The sequence below is a fragment of the Halorubrum ejinorense genome, assembly GCF_039522565.1.
Classification (GTDB): domain Archaea; phylum Halobacteriota; class Halobacteria; order Halobacteriales; family Haloferacaceae; genus Halorubrum; species Halorubrum ejinorense.
Genome location: NZ_BAAADQ010000015.1, coordinates 350,381 through 369,891 on the forward strand (window position 1 = coordinate 350,381; position 19,511 = coordinate 369,891).

Consider the following 19,511-nt stretch of genomic DNA (forward strand, 5'->3'; position numbering starts at 1 on the left):
GTGTTCGGCGCCGAACGGGGCTCAGGTCACGTCATCGGCTCGTCTCCGAGGTCCGGGTTCTCGCGGGCGAACGCCACGAGCCGGTCGACGTACGACTCGAACGCCGGGACCTCGATCCCGGTCTCGGCCAGCGCCGCGGTCGCGTTCGCGCAGCGGTAGCGCGTCGGGTGGTCGAAGTAGTCGATCGTCGCCGCCTCGACCTCCACGGAGGCGGCCGACAGCAGGCGGGCCGCCGCCTTCGCGATCCGCTTCGTCGTGGGGACGGTCACCGTCCGGCGGTCGGCGGCGTCGGAAAGCGCCGCGACGAACTCCGGGACGGTCGGCGGGTCGGGGTCACAGAGCTGGTACGTCTCCCCGACGGTGTCGGGCCGGCCGCTCAGTTCGGCGACGGCGTCGACGACGTAGTCGCGCGGCACGACGTTCAGTTCGGTCTCCGCCGCGCCCGGGATCGAGAACGCGAACGCGAGCCGCGCGGGCTGAGCCAAGAGCAGCCGGAGGAGGTTGTACGGCCCGTCGAGCTTGTCGGTCTCGCCGGTCCGGCTGTCGCCCACGGCGATCGCCGGGCGGTATATCGTCGCCGGGAGCCCGTCGGCCATCCGCTCTCGCACCGCGACCTCCGCGCGGTACTTCGTCGCCTCGTAGTGGTTGTTGAACGACTGACCCTCCCGGAGGTGGTCGGCGGTGAAGGTCCCGTCGTACCGACCGCTGACGTAACAGGTGCTCACGTAGTGGAGCCGGTCGACCCCGAGCCGTTCGGCGGCGTCAAGGACGTGCTCGGTGCCGCGGACGTTCACCGCCGCCGCGAGGTCGGCGTCGACGCTCAGGTCGTAGACGGCCGCGAGGTGGTACACCTCCTCGACGCCCGCCAGCAGGTCGGAATCGCCGGGCGCCGAGCCGAGTCCGAGGTCCGGCTCCGTGATATCGCCCTCGTAGAGGTGGACGGCCGCTTCGTCCCCGGAATCGGGCTCGGCCTCGGAGACGATCTCGCGGGCGCGCTTCTCGGCCAGATCGCGGTACTGCGGCTGGATCAGGCAGGCCACCGGACCGTCGCCGCGTTCGAGCACCTCCCGGAGGAGCGCCGACCCGAGGAAGCCGGGGAACCCGGTGAACAGGACCGTCGGCGGGCGCGACGACGAGCGTCCGATCACGACCCGGTCCCTTCCAGCGTCGCCTCGGTGTCGATCCCGTACACCGCGGCGGGCGTCTCGACGTGCGCCCGGCGGACCGCCTCGTCGTACCCCTCTTCGAGCAGCCACCGGACCCGTCGCGGGACGGTCTTCGGCCCCAGCACCATCCCCGGCCGGTCGGGGTCGTCGACGAAGTCGGTCTCCATCAGGAACGGCTCGCCGGTCTCGGCGGCGCGTCGCAGGCGCTCCTTGTCGCTCATCACGCTCGGCGTGACGCCGGCCAACTCGCCGGCAGCGTAGTGTTTGACGACCTTCGAGGGGTCCAGCCCGACCTCCTCGGCGACCGCCGCGAGGTCGGTCAGGTCCTCGGTCGCCTCGGTGTGGAGTTGGACCGCGCAGTCGGCGTCTGCGCCCAGTTCGAACGCGCGCCGCGTCACCGCGTTCGACGCGTCCCACACGGCGTCGCTCACGTCGTAGTGGGGGCGCCCGGACTTGAGCGCGAGCGCGTCGCCGTCGGCGACGTACTCGCTCGCGACCTCCAGTCCGCCGCGCATGAGGTCGCGGGCCTCTTCGGGGGAGAAGCCGCGCTCGTCGACGAGCCGGCTGATCAGCCCCGGATGAACGCCGAGTACGGGCCACGCGCGTCCGGGAAGCACCTCGGTCGCGGCCGCGACCGTCTCCAGCGTCTCCTCGAAGACGGCCCGGAAGTCCGCCGGCTCGTCGGGCTCGACGCCGAGCAGCCACGACGGTTTGTTCACGACGAGCAGGTGGGTGCCGCCGAGCCGGACGAACTCTTCGACGGCCGCCGTGCCGCGGCCGTGCCGGGGGTCGAGGTGGAGGTGGTCGTCCAACACCGGTGTGCCCAGGTCCTCTGTCATGGACCCTCCTTCGGCCGCGCCCGATTAGAAGGCTCGGTCCTCAGTCGTCGCCCTCGGCCGACGCCTCGGTTGAGCTGGACTCCTCCGACGCCTCGGGGCGGGGCACCGTCACGTCGGGGAGCCCGGCCTCGATCGCCTCGCGTCGGTCGCCGAACTGCCCGGGCAACACCAGCCGCTCGCCGAGCGCGTCCGCCGGCTCGTCGCTGGCGTACCCGGGGTCGCTCGTGGCGAGTTCGAAGAGGACGCCGGCGAACTCGCGGAAGTAGACGGACCGGAACCAGTGGCGGTCGATCTGTCCGGTCGGCCGCAGGCCCATCGAGGCCACCGCCTCGCGCATCGCGGACTGGTCCGCGTCGGTCGGCGTCTGGAACGCGACGTGGTGGACCGTGCCGCGCCCCGAGCTCCCCCGCCGGTCCGTCTCGACGACGTCGACGTACTTGCCCACCGACCCGGTCGCCGCGAAGCGGGTGCGGTCGCCGTCGGTCGTCGCGTCCGGTTCGGCGTCGGCCTCGGTCAGCCCCATCGTGCGCAGGAGCCGCTGCGTGCGCTCCGGCTCGTCGATCCACAGCGTCACCGAGTGGAACCCCCGGATCGCCGCCGACTCGGGGACGAACGCGGTCCACGCCGTCGTCGGGTCGTCCTCGGGGACCGCGACCGCGACCAGTTCGATCGGGAGTCCGTCGGGGTCGCGGACGGGGAGCACCGTCTCGCCGAACCGCTCCTCGCGGGCGTCGTAGTCGACGCCGCGCTCGTCGAACCGCTCCTCCCAGTAGTCGAGGCTGCCCTCCGGGACGCGGAACGCGGTGCGGGAGACCTGCCCCGAGCCGACCGTCCCGTCCGGGAGGTCGGACCACGGGAAGAACGTCATGCTGGTGCCGGGCGTCCCCTCGGCGTCGCCGTAGAAGAAGTGGTACGTGCCGGGGTCGTCCTGGTTGATCGACCGCTTCACCAGTCTGAGGCCGAGCGTCTCGACCCAGAAGTCGAGGTTCGCCTGCGGGTCTCCGGCCACGCAGGTCACGTGGTGGATTCCGGGGGTGGGAGTCGGACCGTCCCCCGGGGCGCTCCCGGAGTCGGCTTTCGCGTCGGTCGCGCCGGCGTCGGCTGGCGTGTCGCTCATACCCTCCGTACGTCCCGGACCGACTTGAATCGGCGCGGACACGGATGTTACCGGGGCGCGATCGGGGTCGACGAGCGGTCTCCCGAGTCAGCGCGCTCGTCCCATCGACCGCTCGATTCGTCGCCGGAGCGCGTCGAGGTCGGCGCCGACCGCCCCGACGGCCGCGAGGACCGGGTAGGTGGCGTCGAGGTCCTGATAGCAGTACGCCGGCAGGTCGAGGCCGTCGTCGAGCGCGAGCCGTCGCTCGCTGTCCGCGATCGCTCGCTGTCGCCGGGCGGCGATCCGGTCGCAGTCGTCTCTGAGCGCTTCCGTTCGAGTTCGACAGGCGTCGAGCGCGCCGAACGTCGGCGCCGCTCGGTGCCCGTTTCGGTCGGCGTCGCCGTCGCGTTCTTCGTCTCGCTCGTCACCGCCGCCGAGTTCGTCGCGGATCGCCTCGACCTCCGACCGGACCGGGTCGAGCCGGGAGCCGGCGCGCGAGACCGACTCGACCTCCGATTCCACGGCGTCGAGGAACGACTCCCGCTCTTCGATCGCGGTCGACGCCGCGGTCAGCAGCGACCGCTTGTACTCCGCGCGGAAGTTCGTCGTTCGCGTGAGGGCGTACGCCATCTCGGGACCGAACTCCGCCGCGACGCTGCGCTCGTAGGTGTCGTCGTACTCTACCTCGTAGTGCGGGACCGACATCACGGTGGCCCGGTAGGCGTCGCGCACCGCGACGAGCCCGGACCCGGCGGCCGCCGTCACGCCGTCGCCGATCTCATCGGTGCCGCGACCGAGCGCGTCCCCGAACGCGTCGACGGCCCCGCCGCCGACCGCGCGGTCGACGCCGCCGCTCGCGCCGCCGCCCCCGTTGGCGGGGCCCGCGGTCGACGGGTCGACGCTCCCGCTCTCGTCGGGGATAGACGACACGCGGTCCCGAAACGTCTCGAAGGCCTGTCGCTCGTCGACGGTCCGACGCCGCTCCACCCGGAGGGCGGCCAGCGCCGCTCGGACCGGGTCGTCCGCCTCTCCCGTGCGAGTCGCTGTCATGTATTGCGGCACGCCGACGCCCCTCGTAAACGCTTATATGAGTCGTACCGCGGCGAAACGAGCGCTCAGGACCGCTCCCGAGCGGTATATATCGCCCCGCCCGGTGGACAGCGGTTTTCACGCTCCGCCGTCGACCGGCAGTATGGACCCGGTGTCGCTCACGGAGGCGTTCGACTCGTTCGACGAGACGTGGTCCCCGCGGCTCGCGGGCGAACTCAACGGGCAGGCGGTCAAACTCGCCAAGGCGGACGGGGAGTTCGTCTGGCACCGCCACGAGGAGGCCGACGAGCTGTTCCTCGTCCACTCCGGCCGGCTCCGGATCGAGTTCCGGGAGGAGGGGGACACGGTGCTGGAAGAGGGCGAGTTCGCGATCGTCCCGCGCGGGACCGAGCATCGCCCGGTCGCCGAGCCCGAGGCGGAGATCCTGCTGTTCGAGCCGAGCGAGACGCGGAACACGGGCGACGTCGAGACCGACGAGACCGTGACCGACCTGGAACGGCTGGACTGAGTCGCGAGCGGCCGGACCGAGTCACCTGGCGACGGCCCGGGCGAGCGACCCGAACAGCGGCAGCGCCAGCCCCGCGCCGACCGTGACGTAGACGATCGGCCGCATCCCCGGCACTGCGGCGGCCGCCGGGCCGAGCGAGGCCGCGAACGCGGCGAGACAGACCGCGCCCGCGCCGAGCGCGTACGCTGCCCCCCGACGCACGGTCGGCGCTACGAGCGACGCGAGCGCGCCGGCCGCGACGAGACCGAGCCAGTGGACCGACGCGAGCGCGACGCCGGCGAAGAGCGCCCCGACGACCGCGACCGCGTGTGATCGCGGCTCGGTCCTGACGCGGTCGAGGAGCGAGGTCAGGTCGCTCACTGCGACCCCTCCGTCGACGGTTCGAAGCGAACCGTCGGGTCGCCGCCGCCCCCGAGCGGCATCGGTCGCTGGTCGTTCCCGAGCCAGCGCCGAAGCTGGTCGTCGTAGTGCTCCGAGAAGTAGTCGCCCGAGTTCCCGCCCGGCAGGACCGCCGTCGCGTCCGTCCCCGGACGAACCACCATGCGCCAGCTCGACCCGACAGCCGACTCGACGCGGTAGTTCTTCACCGTCGCGGGCGAGCCGTCGGCCGGTCGCTCGGGGTAGTTCAGGAACGGCGCCTCCCCGCCGAGCGGGTGGTCCATCGCCCGGGTAGAGTTGTAGTCGCCGTACAGATCCCACCCCGTCTCGCCGATCTCGTCAAGGGCGTCGCGGAGGGCGGCGACCGCGAGGTCGCCCCGCGAGCGGTCGTCGAACAGCGGGTCGTCGTCGGGGAGCCGCGCGAGCGTCCAGTCGCTCGGGTAGTAGGACTCGCCGAGGTCGGCCTCAGTGAACGCGGGACCGAAGACGCGCTCGCGGAACGCCGGCAGGTAGCGGGCGAAGATCAGCGCGGCGTCGGAGTCGCGGTCCATCCGGTAGTCCCACTCGTCGAGCGCGTCGGCGGCGCCGACGAGCGACGGGTCGGGGTCGGACAGCCCGTCCACTGCGTCGACGAGTTCCGGCACGAACTGCGCCGCGCGCCCGTCGCGCACGTCGTTCTGGAGGCCGCGGTGGAAGTCGGGGTCGGTGGCGCCGGTCGCGTCGCCGTCCTCCCCGACCGCCGCGTCCAGTCGGTCCGCGATCCGAGCCCCGCGGTACGGGGTCGCGTAGGAGACGCCGACGTAGTGGATCGGGTCGTCGATCGGGCGCTGATTGGCGGTCGAGAGGACGCCGGGGTCGATCGCGTGCGGCTTCTCCTCGAAGGGGACGAACCCCTCCCACGAGGACTCGCCGAACGGCTCGAACCCGCGCCACTCCCCCTCGCCGGCGGAGCCGTCGAAGACCCGGTCGCCGTCGACGACCTCGCCGTCGGTCCGCCGGATCGGGAGCCGCCCGGTCGCGTAGTAGAGGGTTCGACCGTCCGCGTCCGCGTACACGAGGTTCTGGGTCGGCAAGTCGAAGTCCCGAGTCGCTTCGAGCAGGTCGTCGATCCCCTCGCTGCGGCCGTACGCCTCGATGGCGACCGTGGTGCGCGTCGCGGTGTGACCCGTCCACGCGACGCCGACGGTCTGCTCTTCGCGCTCGATCAGCGGCCCGTGGACGGTGCGGCGGACGCGCAGGTCGCGGTCCTCGGCGTCCGAGACCGGGATCGTCCGCGTCTCGTCGACCTCGAACGGGCGCCACTCGCCGTCGTAGCGGTACCGGTCGCCCGCGTCGTCGGTCTCGTACCGGTAGCAGTCGAGCACGTCGGCGCCGAGGTTGGTGAACGACCACGCGCCGCTGTCGTTCGCGCCCGCGATGACGAACGGGACGCCCGAGAACGTCGCCCCCCGGACCGACCGCTCGGGCGTCTCGACCGACTGCTCGTACCACAGCGGGGGCGCTTGGAGCGAGAGGTGCGGGTCGTACGAGACGATCGGCGTCCCGCTTTCGGTGTGCTCGCCCGAGACGACCCAGCTGTTCGAGCCGACGCCGGTCGGCGACTCGAAGCCCGAGAGCCAGTCGGTCAGTTCCGGCTCGACGGGGGCGGTCGAACCGCCCGTCCGCCCGCTCGACTCGAACTCGGTCTCGGCCGGCGTCGTCTCGTCGCTCCCGTCGACACTGGCTCGCTCCGTGTTCGCCTCACCGAGCCGCGTCTCCGTCCCGTCGAGGATCGGGTCGTCGTGGTCGTACCGGCGCGGGAACAGCGTCGCCGCGCGGTCCGCGCCGAAGCGGTCGGCGACCAGCGCGCGGCGGAGTTCGCCGAAGTCGCCGGTGAGCGTCCACGAGATCTGTTTCTCCATCAGCATCGAGTCGACCGGGGTCCACGGCTCGGGCTCGTAGCCGATCAGCTCGAACTCCAGCGGGAGCGGGAGGTCGTCCATCGCCGCGTTGACGCCGTCGACGAACGCCTCGACGATGGGGCCGGCGCGGCTCTCGGCGACGACTCCCCAGGTGGCCTCGGCGGCGTCGGCGAACCCCATCGCGACGTTGAACTCGTCGCTCGACAGCGTCGCCGCGCCGATCACCTCGGAGAGCCGGCCGCGCATCACCCGCCGCTGGAGGTCCATCGCGAACAGCCGGTCGAACGCCTGACAGTACCCCACGGCGAAGTACGCGGCGGGCTCCGCGTCGGCCTCGATCTGCGGCACCCCGAACTCGTCGCGGGCGACGCTCGCGGCCCCGTGCGGGCTCTCGACGCTCTCCGGGAGCGACCGGTCGGCGGCGTCCCACGTCTCGCCAGACAGCGGGGCGAAGGAGTCGAGGAGGTCCGCCGCGTCGCTCGCCGCCAACCCGGCGCTGCCGGCCGCGAGGACGCTCGCGAGGACCGCGCGGCGCGTGGTGTCGCGTGTCACCTCCGAACCAGGGTCGCGATCCCTCATTATCATTTGGATTGCCTCGTTGAAGTCCTCCGAACCAGATACGAACGGCGTGCTGAATGCGGGGCGCGAGTCGACCGATGACGTCTTCTCAATTACAGCGGAGACTCATCACAGATCGTGACTCTACAGTTCGTCTGAATCGGATGCCGAACTGTAGAACCAGCAGAAGAGATTTACCCGTCTCACATGAGCATTGATATAAATGAGTAAACGTCGGGAGATGCTCTCTGCCCTCGTTGGTGCCTGTGGTGGAGTCTTTAGTTGGACCCTCGGATCAGAATTTGTCGACGAATTTCGGACCTCGGAAGTCCGATACACCACCTTCCGGAATGAGACGCAAAGCCAGCAGTCCCTCAGCGTGTTGTTCGAGAGCGAATCGGACCCGGTCTTTTGGGAAACGTACGAACTGGAACCGGGCGAAGTCGTCGAGTTTGACGGCTTCGATCGAGTCGGTGATTATCGGGTCTTCGCACGGTGGGACGACGTGGCTCGCTCCCAGCGACTTGAGACAGGCGAAAGAGCGGTCGCAGTCGTTCTCGCGTTTCCGTTCGGAGATGAAGATCTCTTGATTCGAGACCGTCTTTTCTCGTCGCTATCTCCCTCACAGCGATCTGTCGAACGGCCACAAAACGATTCGTCAGCGTAGGTCTCGATATCGTTTCACCCTCACACTCCGTTCACTCGATTATTTCCACTCTCGCTCCGTGGCTGACTCAGTCTTCGACGGGTGAAATGAGCGCCGATGGCTGTAACATACACCCTCTATATTCAGCACGTGGGCTGAGAAATATCAACGTCGAAGAATTTCAACAGAGCCGTTTGGGTCGGTTTTCGGGAAACGTACATCCGTCGTCCGGCCGAAGGATCGTTCGATGGAGGTCGCGCTGATCACGGTCGGGGACGAACTGCTCTCGGGGGACACGGTGAACACCAACGCGAACTGGCTCGCCGGCGAGTTGAGCGACCGCGGCGTCGCGGTGGGCAAGATCCTCTCGCTGCCCGACGACCGTGCGCTCATCGCCGAGCACGTGCGCGAGGACGCCGCCGCGTTCGACGCCGTGATCGTCACCGGCGGGATCGGCAGCACGCCCGACGACGTGACGATGGAGGCGGTCGCGGACGCGTTCGACCGGGAGATGGTCCCCACCGACCTCACGCGCGAGTCGGTCGAGCGCCGGCTGGCCGCGATCCGCGAGCGCGTCCCCGACCGCGAGTTCGACGTGGACGTGGCCGCCGAGGCGTCGGTTCCCGAGGGAGGCCGCCCGCTGGTCACCGAGGCCGGGCTCGCGCCGGGATGCGTCGTCGAGAACGTCTACGTCATGCCCGGCATCCCGGACGAACTGAAGGCCACCTTCGAGACGGTCGCCGACGAGTTCGCGGGCGACAGGCGCTCGCGGTTCCTCTACACCGTCGAGCCGGAGTCGAACATCGTCCCCGCGCTGCGGGAGGCGATGGACCGGTTCGACGTCGCCGTCGGCTGTTACCCCGACCGCGAGGCCGACCACAACCGGCTGAAGGTGACCGCGACCGCCGACGAGGCGCTCGACGCCGCCGCGTCGTGGCTGCTGGCGAACGTCGACGCGAGCGAGACGCCGGTCTCGCGGGACTGGGACTGAAAAAAATCGAGTTCGACCGAGCGGAGCGGGCCGCGAGCGCGTCGCGACTCGCCCGCGAGGCGGGCTCGGGTTAGCCGGCCGTCTCGTTACCGCTCGGCGGCTCCGGTCCGGGCGCGGTCGGGCCGGTCGCGCCGCCGGACCCCGGCGGCGTCCGGTCGTTCGTCACGAGGAAGTCGGCGAGGTTGCCGATCAGCACGTCCGTGTCGGCGCGCCCCGCGTTCTGCGGCGAGAGGAAGTCGCTGTCACCGATCATCACCACGTCGTCGTTCCGGACGAGCAGCGACGCCCGGGTGGACGCGCGGGTGGTCGACAGTTCGCTCCCCTCGATCGGACGGAGGACCTCGGTGCCGACGGCGGTCGTCCCGACCGGGGTCGCCGACGGGAGCACGGCGCGGTCGACCCCCTCGGTCAGGGCGGCGTCGGACTCGGCGACCGGCTCCGCGTACACGCGCTGGTAGTTCAGGTCGTTCTCTTCCATGTTGTACACGTAGCCGGGCTCGGTCGTCACGTCGAGCGTCGAGTCGAGCGCGGCCGCGCCCGGCTGGTCGAACGCCGCGCCGGGCTCGGTCGCCACGATCACGTGGCCGCCCGACTCGACGAACGACTCGATCTCGGCGAGTTCGGCCTGGTCGTAGTCGGTCCGGAACGTCACGAACGCGTCGGCCTCGGCGAGGCGCTCGCCGAGCTGCGTCGGTCCGGCCTGTCCGCCGGGACGGACGGCACGCTGCCGCTGTTGGTTCGGATCCGGCACGTAGACGCCGACCTCGTGGCCGTTCTCGATGAGGGCGTTCGCCAGCGGTCGGATGTCGCGGTCGGCGACGCTCGGCCCGCCGAATCCGAGCAGCGCCAGCGGGCTCGCGGGCACCGCACCGCTAGCCTCGACGCCGGGGTCGACGAGGACCGTCTGCGAGCGGGCCGTGGACTCCATCTCGACGGTCGCCTGCCCCGGCGTGTCGTTCGCGATCGCGTCGCCGTCGACGTAGTGTTCGTTCTGTATCTCGGGCGTCGGCGCGGCGCCGTCCGCGGTCACGTAGCCCGTGACCGCCGCGCCGCCGGTGACCGCCGCGAGCGTCACGACGAACGCGGCCGCCAGCGTGACGGCCCGGTTCATGCGCCGACACCTCCGGCGAGCCGCGCCGTGTCGTTCGTCGTGTCCGTGCCGGTTCCGTCACCGCCGCCCACGTCGAGGTCGCTCCGCGAGAACCGCTCGACGGTGTCGACGTGCGGCACGGCTCCCAGGTGGACGTAGGTGAGCCCCATCGGCTCGACCTCGCCGTAGCCGGGGTCGTTGGCGTACACCGCCACGACCTGCGTGTCGGTCCGCAAGAGGATCGGGAAGGCGGTGTCCGGGCCGGTCTCGCGGGTGTCGACCTCGTACTCGCCGAGGCTCTCCTCGGTGGCGGCGGCGTGGATCGCCTCGTTGAGCGAACCGATCTCGTCGGCGAAGCCGTTCTCGACCGCCTCGGTGCCGAGGTAGACGTCCGCCTTCGCGACCTCATCGCGCGGCATCTGGAACTCCTCGCCGCGTTCGGCCATCATGGCGTCGACGAAGGTGTCCGCGAGGGTCTGCTGTTCGGCCCACCGCTGGATCTCGTTGCTGCCGCGCTTGTCGGGGCCGCTCGGGCCTTCGGTCGGCGCGGTCGACCGCGGGGCGGGCGCGTTCAGCCCGATGCTCCCGACCGTCGAGGTCGGCAGCACGTAGATCTCGTCGGCGGGCGCCATGGCGTAGTAGCCGCCGGAGGCGCTGATCGACTGAACGCTCGCGATCACGGTCATCTGCTCGCTCGTCCGCTGGACCGCCTTGTACATCCGCTCGGAGGCGACGGGGGCGCCGCCCGGCGTGTCCAGTTTGAGGACCACCGCGCCGACCGACTCGTTGGCGCGGATGTCTGCGAGTTCGCTCTCGACGTCGTCGGCGAGGGCCGCGTTGACGGGCCCCTCGATCTCGACGACGGCGACGGTATCGTCCGGGTCGTTGGTCGCCGCGTACACGCTCGGCGCGAGTACGGCACCGACCAGTGCCGCGGCCAACACGACGACGGCGAGCTGCTGCCGTGACGTGAGGGCCGTGGAGGGCTGTTTGTCTGACATGTGCGAGTGATACGTGCGGCAACCGAAAAATAAAAATTCCGGAAACGAACGCGGAGAAATCGAGTCTCGGACGGCCGTCGCCGGCTCCGCGGTCGCGTGGTCTCGCGTCGGGACCCCGCAAGCGACGGCGAGACGCGGAGCGGCCGTCCGGTGCCGCAAGCGACGCCGAGATGCGGGTCGGGCGTCAGGTGCCGCAAGCGACGGCGAGACGCGGGTCGGCCGTCGGGTGCCGCGGGCTACGCGAGCCCGCCGGGAACCCCGGCGACGACCGCCCAACCGGCCGTCGACGCGACGGCGACGCCCACCATCGTCACGACCGCGAACAGCGGCTCCTCTCGGTCCGTGAATCGGGCCGCGCCCGGCAGCAGTCCGACCATCGGCGCGAGCGTCCCGACCGCGACGGGGAGCGGGAACACCCGGCCGGCGAGCGTGACTCCCGTCCCGACCGCGGCCAGGAGCCCGGCGACGTACGCCCACCGAAGCCGACCGGCCGACCACCGAGTCGCGAGCGTCCGCTTCCCGACCGCGGCGTCCGCCCGGCGGTCGGGCCACTGCGTCTCCAACAGGTTCACGAACACGACGAGCGCGAAGGGGACGGTCGCCAGCGCGGCCGCGGTCGTGACGCGACCGGTGACAACGGCGAACCCGTACAGCGGGAGCGCGGTGCCGCCGAGGGCGGCGTTCGTGGCCTCCCCGAGCCCGCGCCACGCGAGCCGGAGCGGTCCGACCGAGTACTGCCAGCCGACGGCGAGGATACCGACGAGCAGCGCCGCGGCGGTCGCCGGCAGGGTGGACGGCGCGGGCAGCGCGGGCAGCGCCGACGCTCCCGGGGCGCCGGTCGACAGCACGGCGAAGGCCAGAACCGCGAGTCCGATCACCCCGGTCGCGACCGCGGCGCGGAGCGCGAGCCGGGGGTCGATGTCGGTCTCGCCGAGCGCACCGCTCCCGCCGGAGAACGGCGTCCTGTCGGTGAGCGCGTCGGTCTCGACGTCCGCGTACTCGTTCGCGTAGTGGACGCTCGCGGCGACCGGCAGGAGCGCGGCCAGTCCGACGCCGACGCGCGCCGGGTCGAACGCGGCGCCCCGGCCGACCGCCATCGCGACGCCGAGGGCGTACACGAGGGCGATCAGCGCCAGCTGTGCGGGCCGGGACATCCGCCACAGCGCGACGAGGACGGTTCCGGGTCCGGGCGCGCTCATCCGTCAGTCGGCGCGGAGCGAGTCGATCTCCGCCAGCAGGTCGTCTATCTCCGGGCGGTCGGCGGGCATCCGGCCCTCGTAGGTGTACGCGACGACCGGCTCTCCGGAGCGCACGTCGAGGACCATCGCGACCGGCATCCGCCCGACGAGGTCGTGGAGCGAGCCGAGGACGCCGAATCGCACGGGCTGGTCGTAGGCGTCGCTCACGTCGGCGTCCGGGTCGGCGAGCAGCGCGAACGGAAGGTCGTACGACGACTGCCACTCGCGGGCGCGCTCGACGGGCTCCGGGAGAATGGAGACGACCGAGGCGTTCAGGGCCGCGAACTCGTCGTAGCGCTCGGCGATCACCTGGACCTGCTTCCGGCAGTTGCCGCAGTGGTAGTCCCGCTGGAACAGCAGAACGATGGCGTCGGTATCCGGGTCGGCGGCGGCCGCGGCCAGCGAGAACGGGTCCGGCCCGGCCGCGACGTTGGGCAGTTCGAAGTCGGGCACCCGCTCGACGGCGGCGTCGGCGTCGCTCATAGGCGATCCACGCGACGACGAGGCATAACCTCGGGGTCGGTCTGGCGCGCGCGACGCCCGACCGCATCGGCTATACCGGCTCGGCGCGGCTAACGGTGACATGACGCCGCCGGAGTCCCGACGCGCCGACACCCCCGACGCGTCTCCCGTGGCCGTCGCACGGGAGTTCCTCCGGGCGGTCCGCGTCGGACCGAACGCGGGCGTCGACGTCGGCGCGGCCCGCGACCGCCTCGCCGCGCTCGATCCGGACGACCTGGAGGCACTGGACGCGGACGAGCGGCTCGCCTTCTGGCTGAACGCGTACAACGCCGCGGCCGGCGACGCGCTGTTGTCCGACCCCGACCGGTTCGAGAACCGGGGGCGGTTCTTCTCGGCGCCGCTCGTCACCGTCGCCGGCGAGGCGCTGAGCCTCGACGCGATGGAACACGGCATCCTCCGCGGCTCGCAGTGGAAGTACGGGCTGGGCTACGTTCCGGACCCGTTCCCCTCCGCGTTCGTTCGCCGGCACCGGCTCGCCGACCGCGACTGCCGGATCCACTTCGCGCTCAACTGCGGCGCCGCCTCCTGTCCGGCGGTCCTCGCGTACGACGGCGAGACGGTCGACGCCGCGCTCGACGCCGCCGCCGAGGAGTACCTGCGGAGCGAGACCGTCGTCGAGGGCGGGACCGCGTACGTGCCGCGACACCTCCTCTGGTACCGGGGCGACTTCGGCGGGGGGAGCGGGATCCGCCGACTGCTGGACGAGTACGGCTTCGTCGACCCCGACGCCGTTTCGCGGATACGCTACCGCGAGTACGACTGGTCGCTCGCGCTCGATGCGTTTCGCGAGTGAGACGCCGAGGGGGCGAACCGACCCCGCTCTCCGTCAGAGCACGCCCGCGCCGCCGAGCACCAGTCTGGCGCCGATCACCGTCAACAGTCCGAGGACGACCCCGCGGCGGAGTCGTTCGCTCACTCGGTCGCGGAGTCGCTTCCCGACCGCGACGCCGGCCACCGCGGGGACCGCGGCGGCCGCGGACGCGAGGGCGAACCCCGCGTCCGGGTAGAGGCCGAGCGCTGCGGCGGCACCGACGCGGAGCCCGTTGATCCCGACGAACACGAGCGCCACGACGCCGACGAACAAGCCGTGCGACAGGTCGAAACTCCGGACGTACGCGACGAGCTGGACGCCGACGTTCGTCGCCCCGAAGAGGACGCCCGAGACCGCGCCGACGGCCGCCATGACCGGGGGCGACCCCGCGAGGCCGCGGTCGCCCGCCGACGGGAGGGTCGGCAGCGGGACGACGCGTTGAGCGGTCGCAACGAAGCCGAGCGAGACGAGCCCGAGGAGCACGCGCACCGGCGCCTCGGGGAGGCGGTCGAGCAGCGCCATCCCGACGACGGTGCCGACGAGCGCGGCGACGAGCAGCGGCGCGAACCGCCGCCCGCAGGTGCGGAGCTCCTCTCGGGTGAGTTCCCCGACGAGCGCGACGTTGACGGCGAACATCGGGGCGATCATGAACGCGACGGCGACCGCGGGGTCGAGCGTCGTGGCGAGGGCCATCGTTCCGACGACGGCGAAGCCGAACCCCGCGACCCCGTTGACGGCGCCCGCGACCGCGACGACGAGAACGACCGCCGCCGCCAGTTCCGTCGAGAGCGCGAGCGTCATACCGTCGAGACGGGGCGGTCGGTGATAAACCGCCGTTGGCTGTGCGCCGCGGACGACGTCCCGCCGCGGTTCCCCGGCGACTCGGCGACGCGGACGCACAGCCGCCGCCGGTTTTTGTACCGGTGTCCGATACACGGGGACACGATGACGAAAGCAGCAATCGTGATCCTCGCCGGGAACGAGTCGCACGCCGACTACGGTCGCCTCGCGAACGCGCTGGAGGCCGCGAAGGAGTTCGCCGAGAACGACGGGGACGAGCTAGAGCTCATCTTCGACGGCGCGGGGACGCAGTGGATCCCGGAGCTGGAAGACGAGGAGAGCGACTACCACGAACTGTATCAGGCCGTCCGCGACGACGCCGCCGTCTGCGACTACTGTTCCGGGGCGTTCGGCGTCGCAGAGGCCGTCGAGGACGCCGGCCTCGCCACCCTCGCCGAGTACGACGGACACCCGAGCATCCGGTCGCTCGTTGACGACGACTACGAGATCATCACGTTCTGAGCGGCCGCAGTCAGCCGCTCCGCTCGCTGCGCCCCGAGAGCCGCGGGGCACCCTTTAGCCGACCCACCGCGAACGGGCGAGCATGAAACGCGTCAGCGTCGACGACGTCGAGAACTCGATCCAGCCGGCCGCCGTGATGCGACCGCTCACCGACGCGCTCGGTCTCACCGACGTCGCGCTCAACTACTACGAGCTCGAACCCGGCGACAGCTTCGCGTTCGCGTATCACAGCCACGAGGTCCAAGAGGAGGCGTTCTACGTCATCTCGGGGACCGCGACGTTCGAAACCGAAGACGGGCCGGTCGACGTGGGGCCGAACGAGGCCGTGCGGTTCGACCGCGGCGAGTTCCAGCGCGGGTGGAACCGCGGCGACGAGCCCGTTCGTGCGCTCGCTATCGGCGCGCCGCTGGAGTACGGAAACCAAGTGAAACTGCGCTACTGCGCGGCGTGCGACGCGGAGACGGACGCCGAGTTGACCGCCACGTCCGGCGCCGAGGACGCCGTCGTCGCGAACTGCGTCGAGTGCGGCGCTGAGACGGGACGCTGGGTCCGGGGATCGATGGGCGGGGAGGTGCCCTGAGCGGCGGTTGCGACGCGGTCCGCGAACCGACTCAGGACCGGAAGGCCCCGAGCGGCTTGCGACAGACGGAACAGATGAAGCGGTCGAGGTTCTCGTAGCGCTCGATCCGTCCGCCGTCGTTTCCGTCCATCTCCGCGACCGTTCCGGAGCGGTCGAGGTCGCCGATCGATTCCGCGGTCTCGCCGCAGTCCGGGCGGGTCATCTTGGCAGCTATTTCCTCACACTGTCGCTCCGACGACGAAACCGTGGCCGGTCGGTGCGCGGGCGACGCACACCTCCGCCGGGGCGGACGGATCTGACGGTTCGACGGCCCTCGCAGCGGGCTGTTCAGATGAACTCGGAGGGGTTCGGGCCGTTCGTGACGTGGACCTCGAACGGCTGCGTGCCGACGGCGTCCCGCTCGACGAGGTGCCAGTAGGTCTCTGCCAGTTCGTCCGGATCGAGGAACGTCTCGCCCTCGCGGTCGGGCTGTCGCTCGCGGGCGTCGGGCGAGTCGATCTGTCCGTCGATGACGACGTGGGCGACGTGGACCCCCTCCGGACCGAACTCCTGGGCGACGTCCATCGCCATCCCGCGTGCGGCGAACTTCGCGGCCGTGAACCCGATCGCGCCGCCGCGGCTTCGGACCGCCGAGGTCGCGCCCGTGAAGATCACCGTCCCGCCGCCCGCGTCGAGCATGTCGTCGACGGCCTCCTGCGAGCAGACGAACGCCCCGCGGCCGTTGACGGCCCACGCCTCCTCGAAGGCCTCGACGCTCGTGTCCATGAGGCCGGTCCACGACGCGGCGCTCGCGTGGTTGACGAGCACGTCGATCGGACCGAACGCCTCCCGAACCGTCTCGAAGCCGTCTCGGATCGCCTCCACGTCGCTCAGGTCCGTCGTGACCGCGAGCCCTTCACCGGGGTCCGGGAGGTCGCCCGCGAGCGTTTCGATGTACTCCGTCGAACGGGCGAACAGGGCGACCCGACACCCCTCCGCGGCGAACTTCCGCGCGAGCGACGCTCCGAGCCCGGAACCGACCCCGGCGATGACGGCAGTGCGTGCCATGCCGTGTCGTAGGGGACGCCGGGTGAAAACCGTGGTCTCCGGCGCGGCCGCTCGCCGGTGAGTACCGCGGCGTCGAGCCGACCTCAGTGGGCGGGTCCGCCCGTCGGGACTCGCGCTGCCGGACCCCGCTCTGGGACAGTGGACCGCCGCGCGGGCACGAGAACGGCGAAGCCCTACTATTTGACACACGGCAGGCAACTCCCGACTGTGTTCGTGATCCCGTAGGACTCCCGAGGAGAGCTCGATCAGCGCTTTCTTCGTTGACATCAATACGTTGATTACATCACACCGGGGAGTGGCGCGTATGCTCCCGTGGGGCCACGCCGCGGTCGGTTATCTGTGCTACACGGCGGCGACTCGCCACTGGCATCGGCGACCACCGGCGGGCCCCGCCGTGCTCTCGCTTGCCGTCGGCACCCAGCTACCGGACTTGATCGATAAACCGTTCGCGTGGTCGTTCGGCCTGCTCCCCTCGGGACGGAGCCTGGGACACTCGCTGCTCATTGCCGGAGCGATCGGTGTCCTCGCGTGGCGGTTCGCTCGACGATACGATCGCCAGTCCGAAGCCGGCGCGTTCCTACTCGGTCTCCTCACGCATATCGTCGCGGACGTCGCCCCCGCCGTCGTCGCACGCGACTGGGAACCGTTAGGGGCGTTGCTCTGGCCGCTCACTCCCGCCTATCGGTATCCCGGCGAGATGGAACGAACCGTTCTCGGCTTCTTCCTCGACCTCCGACTCGCGGAACTCTCGTCGGTCGGAAGCGTTCTCACCGTGCTTGCGGTGGGCGCGTGGCTCTACGACGGACGGCCCGGCGTGGCGACGCTCGCGGCTCTCGTGACGCGGCGTCGTTCCTAACATCTACAGGTTTCGAGGGACCTCATCAGCCCCCCCCCCCTCGCCGGCGTAGCTCCGTCCGCCGTCGAGCTATATTTCCAACCGATGGTACTGTTCAAAATATAAATAAAAATAAGTCCGCTCTGACTGTCTCCTGCGGGTATCGATGGACGTTCACGACGAATACATCCCCGAAGAGCTGTTCTCGCAGTTCATTTCGCGAATGCCGCAGATCTGTGTCGAGTTGATATTCGAATCCGAGGAAGGCATTCTCGTCGCGAAACGCGACATCGAGCCGTCAATTTGGTTCTGGCCGGGAAGCCGGCTGTACAAAGGCGAAAAGCTGGAGGACGCCGCCCACCGAATCGCCGAGGAAGAACTGGGGATCGAGGTTCATATCATAGACCAGTACGGCCCCTACGCCCACTTTTGGACGGACAGCCCAACGAGGGGGTCGCCGAGTCGCCACACGGTCAACTCGGTGTTCCACGTCGAGCCGGCCCGCGCGGAGTACGATATCGTGTTGGACGAACAGCACTCCCAATACCGATTTCTCACGGAGGTCGAAGACGATCTCCACGAGTACGTCCGTCTCTACCTCGAAGACAACGACCTCCTCTGACCACGGGCGGGGCGTGTGCTTACCCTGAACCGACGAGCGAACGTTTGCGGAGGTTCTCCGGACGGGTTTCGACACGATTGTCGACTCCTACCCGGTCAGAACCCGATATCGTGCGTTCCGAGACGAGACCGGTCGCGACGGGTGACGGTCGCTCGTTCCGTGTCTGTATACGATCGGGAGTTAGCTGACCGGTCACCGCAAGCGAAAGACTCGGTGCCGGTACGGTATCGTCGTCTCGCGTCGTACGAAGGCGGCTCAGATCAGTTCGTTAGTCCACGTTTCCGGGGTTTGCTCGTTGACGATCTCGCACTCGATGTGGTAGTCGAACTCCTTCGCTCCCTGGTCTTCTATCCAATCGATCATCTCTTCCAGGCCTTCCCGCAATGTGTACTCCGTCTCGTAGTCGAGTAAATCTCGGGCCTTGTCGGCCGAACAGTTCGCTAACTTGACCTCCTGCGGTCGGTCGGGTTTGTAGATAGGGTCCAAATCGAAGTCGAGGATGTCGGCGATCGTCTCGGCCAACTCGTTGATGGAGACGAACTCGTCGTCCGGACCGATGTTGATGACCTCGCCGGTGACGTCGCCGTGGGAACCGAGCTTCCGGAGCGGACGCACGTTGTCCTGTATGAACGTGAAACAGCGTTTCTGCTCGCCGTCTCCGTAGATGATAGGTTGCTTGCCACGGAGCATTCTGTTAATGAAGATGGCGGCGACGTTACGGAACGGATCGTCGTAGCGCTGCCGCGGACCGATGATATTGTGCGGAACGGCGATGACGTACTCGAACCCGTGAACGTCGGCCATCAGCTCGACCATCTCCTCCGCCGCCACCTTGCTCACGGCGTACGGGTCCTGGGGTCGGGGCTCCATGTTCTCGGTGAACGGCGTCTCGTTTTCGCCGTACCGAGACATACTGGAGCAGAAGACGAACCGCTCGACACCGGCGTCGGCGGCGGCCGCCAGGGTCGCGGACGTCGACTGGTAGATGCTCTGGTTGACTCGCGCCGGCGAGAAGACGCTCAGTCCCTCGTACGCCAACGCGGCGGTATGATACACCACGTCGGCTCCCGCTACCGCCTCCTTCATCTCCCAGACGTCCTTACAGTCGATCTCGTGGAATTCCGCTTCGTCGGGAACGTTGGACTCGTACCCGCCACTGAAGTTGTCGTTGCCGGCGACAGTGTGTCCTTCCTCGAGGAATGCGTCCGCGAGGTGGCTACCGAGGAACCCGGCGATCCCTGTGATGAACACGTCTTTCGAGGGGTCCGCGTTGGTTACTGTCATCGAATCAGCTACCGGGCAGAAACACCTAATTTGGTTTAAGAATGAG

Annotated in this window: 21 protein-coding genes; 7 read left to right on the plus strand and 14 right to left on the minus strand. The window is 69.9% G+C overall.

Features of this window, described 5'->3' with window-relative positions:
* Positions 1 to 26 precede the first annotated feature (26 nt).
* From ABDZ89_RS15125 to ABDZ89_RS15140, 4 genes are all read right to left on the minus strand, one after another.
* Complete coding sequence (locus ABDZ89_RS15125) at positions 27 to 1,148, minus strand: SDR family oxidoreductase (protein ID WP_343780455.1); 1,122 nt, start codon at positions 1,146 to 1,148, stop codon at positions 27 to 29.
* Positions 1,145 to 2,005, minus strand: a complete 861-nt coding sequence (locus ABDZ89_RS15130; RefSeq protein WP_343780456.1) for a TatD family hydrolase — start codon at positions 2,003 to 2,005, stop codon at positions 1,145 to 1,147. Before ABDZ89_RS15130 ends, ABDZ89_RS15125 begins: the two co-directional genes overlap by 4 nt.
* 40 nt (positions 2,006 to 2,045) lie before the next feature.
* Positions 2,046 to 3,122: a ring-cleaving dioxygenase gene (locus ABDZ89_RS15135; RefSeq protein ID WP_343780457.1), complete on the minus strand. Its 1,077-nt coding sequence runs from the start codon at positions 3,120 to 3,122 to the stop codon at positions 2,046 to 2,048.
* A gap of 87 nt (positions 3,123 to 3,209) precedes the next feature.
* Positions 3,210 to 4,151 (minus strand): DUF7260 family protein, encoded by a 942-nt coding sequence (locus ABDZ89_RS15140; RefSeq protein WP_343780458.1) that lies wholly within the window; start codon positions 4,149 to 4,151, stop codon positions 3,210 to 3,212.
* A gap of 142 nt (positions 4,152 to 4,293) precedes the next feature.
* Here ABDZ89_RS15140 and ABDZ89_RS15145 point away from each other — a divergent pair, with 142 nt between their 5' ends.
* Entirely contained in the window at positions 4,294 to 4,659 is a 366-nt protein-coding gene (locus tag ABDZ89_RS15145) for a cupin domain-containing protein (protein WP_343780459.1), read from the plus strand.
* Between the two features lie 21 nt (positions 4,660 to 4,680).
* On the opposite strand, the gene ABDZ89_RS15150 is transcribed toward ABDZ89_RS15145, so the two are convergent.
* Together ABDZ89_RS15150 and ABDZ89_RS15155 are read right to left on the minus strand one after the other, a co-directional pair.
* Positions 4,681 to 5,019: a hypothetical protein gene (locus tag ABDZ89_RS15150; RefSeq protein ID WP_343780460.1), complete on the minus strand. Its 339-nt coding sequence runs from the start codon at positions 5,017 to 5,019 to the stop codon at positions 4,681 to 4,683.
* On the minus strand, positions 5,016 to 7,490 hold the full coding sequence (locus tag ABDZ89_RS15155) for a penicillin acylase family protein (RefSeq protein WP_343780461.1): 2,475 nt from the start codon (positions 7,488 to 7,490) through the stop codon (positions 5,016 to 5,018). The genes ABDZ89_RS15150 and ABDZ89_RS15155 overlap by 4 nt, the downstream gene beginning before the upstream one ends.
* Positions 7,491 to 8,389: 899 nt before the next feature.
* Between ABDZ89_RS15155 and ABDZ89_RS15160 the strand changes: the two genes are divergently transcribed.
* A complete protein-coding gene (locus ABDZ89_RS15160) occupies positions 8,390 to 9,133 on the plus strand; it encodes a competence/damage-inducible protein A (protein ID WP_343780462.1) in 744 nt (247 codons plus the stop codon).
* A gap of 70 nt (positions 9,134 to 9,203) precedes the next feature.
* On the opposite strand, the gene ABDZ89_RS15165 is transcribed toward ABDZ89_RS15160, so the two are convergent.
* The 4 genes from ABDZ89_RS15165 to ABDZ89_RS15180 all read right to left on the minus strand — a co-directional run bounded on the left by ABDZ89_RS15165 (position 9,204) and on the right by ABDZ89_RS15180 (position 12,945).
* Positions 9,204 to 10,244 carry a hypothetical protein gene (locus tag ABDZ89_RS15165; protein ID WP_343780463.1) on the minus strand — a complete coding sequence of 347 codons (1,041 nt, stop codon included), beginning with the start codon at positions 10,242 to 10,244 and terminating at the stop codon, positions 9,204 to 9,206.
* The gene (locus ABDZ89_RS15170) at positions 10,241 to 11,224 is read right to left on the minus strand and encodes a S49 family peptidase (protein WP_343780464.1); all 984 of its coding nucleotides are present in this window, start codon (positions 11,222 to 11,224) and stop codon (positions 10,241 to 10,243) included. Before ABDZ89_RS15170 ends, ABDZ89_RS15165 begins: the two co-directional genes overlap by 4 nt.
* 236 nt (positions 11,225 to 11,460) lie before the next feature.
* On the minus strand, positions 11,461 to 12,423 hold the full coding sequence (locus ABDZ89_RS15175; RefSeq protein ID WP_343780466.1) for a prenyltransferase: 963 nt from the start codon (positions 12,421 to 12,423) through the stop codon (positions 11,461 to 11,463).
* Positions 12,424 to 12,426: 3 nt separating this feature from the next.
* Positions 12,427 to 12,945, minus strand: a complete 519-nt coding sequence (locus ABDZ89_RS15180; protein ID WP_343780467.1) for a peroxiredoxin family protein — start codon at positions 12,943 to 12,945, stop codon at positions 12,427 to 12,429.
* Between the two features lie 100 nt (positions 12,946 to 13,045).
* Here ABDZ89_RS15180 and ABDZ89_RS15185 point away from each other — a divergent pair, with 100 nt between their 5' ends.
* On the plus strand, positions 13,046 to 13,777 hold the full coding sequence (locus tag ABDZ89_RS15185; RefSeq protein WP_343780468.1) for a DUF547 domain-containing protein: 732 nt from the start codon (positions 13,046 to 13,048) through the stop codon (positions 13,775 to 13,777).
* Positions 13,778 to 13,810: 33 nt separating this feature from the next.
* On the opposite strand, the gene ABDZ89_RS15190 is transcribed toward ABDZ89_RS15185, so the two are convergent.
* Positions 13,811 to 14,596, minus strand: coding sequence for a TSUP family transporter (locus ABDZ89_RS15190; RefSeq protein WP_343780469.1), 786 nt, complete (start codon positions 14,594 to 14,596; stop codon positions 13,811 to 13,813).
* A 144-nt stretch (positions 14,597 to 14,740) separates the two neighbouring features.
* On the opposite strand from ABDZ89_RS15190, the gene ABDZ89_RS15195 reads away from it, so the two are divergent.
* A complete protein-coding gene (locus ABDZ89_RS15195) occupies positions 14,741 to 15,097 on the plus strand; it encodes a DsrE family protein (RefSeq protein ID WP_343780470.1) in 357 nt (118 codons plus the stop codon).
* 82 nt (positions 15,098 to 15,179) lie between these two features.
* Positions 15,180 to 15,677, plus strand: coding sequence for a cupin domain-containing protein (locus ABDZ89_RS15200; RefSeq protein ID WP_343780472.1), 498 nt, complete (start codon positions 15,180 to 15,182; stop codon positions 15,675 to 15,677).
* A gap of 31 nt (positions 15,678 to 15,708) precedes the next feature.
* On the opposite strand, the gene ABDZ89_RS15205 is transcribed toward ABDZ89_RS15200, so the two are convergent.
* Both ABDZ89_RS15205 and ABDZ89_RS15210 read right to left on the minus strand, forming a co-directional pair.
* Positions 15,709 to 15,879 carry a hypothetical protein gene (locus tag ABDZ89_RS15205; RefSeq protein WP_343780473.1) on the minus strand — a complete coding sequence of 57 codons (171 nt, stop codon included), beginning with the start codon at positions 15,877 to 15,879 and terminating at the stop codon, positions 15,709 to 15,711.
* A gap of 125 nt (positions 15,880 to 16,004) precedes the next feature.
* Positions 16,005 to 16,724, minus strand: coding sequence for an SDR family NAD(P)-dependent oxidoreductase (locus ABDZ89_RS15210; RefSeq protein ID WP_343780474.1), 720 nt, complete (start codon positions 16,722 to 16,724; stop codon positions 16,005 to 16,007).
* Positions 16,725 to 17,028: 304 nt separating this feature from the next.
* Here ABDZ89_RS15210 and ABDZ89_RS15215 point away from each other — a divergent pair, with 304 nt between their 5' ends.
* The gene (locus tag ABDZ89_RS15215) at positions 17,029 to 17,580 is read left to right on the plus strand and encodes a metal-dependent hydrolase (protein ID WP_343780475.1); all 552 of its coding nucleotides are present in this window, start codon (positions 17,029 to 17,031) and stop codon (positions 17,578 to 17,580) included.
* A gap of 145 nt (positions 17,581 to 17,725) precedes the next feature.
* Positions 17,726 to 18,181 (plus strand): NUDIX domain-containing protein, encoded by a 456-nt coding sequence (locus ABDZ89_RS15220; RefSeq protein ID WP_343780476.1) that lies wholly within the window; start codon positions 17,726 to 17,728, stop codon positions 18,179 to 18,181.
* Positions 18,182 to 18,436: 255 nt separating this feature from the next.
* Here ABDZ89_RS15220 and ABDZ89_RS15225 read toward each other — a convergent pair whose 3' ends face one another.
* Positions 18,437 to 19,465, minus strand: a complete 1,029-nt coding sequence (locus ABDZ89_RS15225; protein WP_343780477.1) for an NAD-dependent epimerase/dehydratase family protein — start codon at positions 19,463 to 19,465, stop codon at positions 18,437 to 18,439.
* Positions 19,466 to 19,511 lie beyond the last annotated feature (46 nt).

Bases quoted from the DNA above. Each gene is read 5' to 3' on its own strand.
- ABDZ89_RS15130 (WP_343780456.1), bottom strand. From the start codon at position 2,005: ATGACAGAGGACCTGGGCACACCGGTGTTGGACGACCACCTCCACCTC.
- ABDZ89_RS15135 (WP_343780457.1), bottom strand. From the start codon at position 3,122: ATGAGCGACACGCCAGCCGACGCCGGCGCGACCGACGCGAAAGCCGAC.
- ABDZ89_RS15140 (WP_343780458.1), bottom strand. From the start codon at position 4,151: ATGACAGCGACTCGCACGGGAGAGGCGGACGACCCGGTCCGAGCGGCG.
- ABDZ89_RS15145 (WP_343780459.1), top strand. From the start codon at position 4,294: ATGGACCCGGTGTCGCTCACGGAGGCGTTCGACTCGTTCGACGAGACG.
- ABDZ89_RS15160 (WP_343780462.1), top strand. From the start codon at position 8,390: ATGGAGGTCGCGCTGATCACGGTCGGGGACGAACTGCTCTCGGGGGAC.
- ABDZ89_RS15165 (WP_343780463.1), bottom strand. From the start codon at position 10,244: ATGAACCGGGCCGTCACGCTGGCGGCCGCGTTCGTCGTGACGCTCGCG.
- ABDZ89_RS15170 (WP_343780464.1), bottom strand. From the start codon at position 11,224: ATGTCAGACAAACAGCCCTCCACGGCCCTCACGTCACGGCAGCAGCTC.
- ABDZ89_RS15175 (WP_343780466.1), bottom strand. From the start codon at position 12,423: ATGAGCGCGCCCGGACCCGGAACCGTCCTCGTCGCGCTGTGGCGGATG.
- ABDZ89_RS15180 (WP_343780467.1), bottom strand. From the start codon at position 12,945: ATGAGCGACGCCGACGCCGCCGTCGAGCGGGTGCCCGACTTCGAACTG.
- ABDZ89_RS15185 (WP_343780468.1), top strand. From the start codon at position 13,046: ATGACGCCGCCGGAGTCCCGACGCGCCGACACCCCCGACGCGTCTCCC.
- ABDZ89_RS15190 (WP_343780469.1), bottom strand. From the start codon at position 14,596: ATGACGCTCGCGCTCTCGACGGAACTGGCGGCGGCGGTCGTTCTCGTC.
- ABDZ89_RS15195 (WP_343780470.1), top strand. From the start codon at position 14,741: ATGACGAAAGCAGCAATCGTGATCCTCGCCGGGAACGAGTCGCACGCC.
- ABDZ89_RS15200 (WP_343780472.1), top strand. From the start codon at position 15,180: ATGAAACGCGTCAGCGTCGACGACGTCGAGAACTCGATCCAGCCGGCC.
- ABDZ89_RS15205 (WP_343780473.1), bottom strand. From the start codon at position 15,879: ATGACCCGCCCGGACTGCGGCGAGACCGCGGAATCGATCGGCGACCTC.
- ABDZ89_RS15210 (WP_343780474.1), bottom strand. From the start codon at position 16,724: ATGGCACGCACTGCCGTCATCGCCGGGGTCGGTTCCGGGCTCGGAGCG.
- ABDZ89_RS15215 (WP_343780475.1), top strand. From the start codon at position 17,029: ATGCTCCCGTGGGGCCACGCCGCGGTCGGTTATCTGTGCTACACGGCG.
- ABDZ89_RS15220 (WP_343780476.1), top strand. From the start codon at position 17,726: ATGGACGTTCACGACGAATACATCCCCGAAGAGCTGTTCTCGCAGTTC.
- ABDZ89_RS15225 (WP_343780477.1), bottom strand. From the start codon at position 19,465: ATGACAGTAACCAACGCGGACCCCTCGAAAGACGTGTTCATCACAGGG.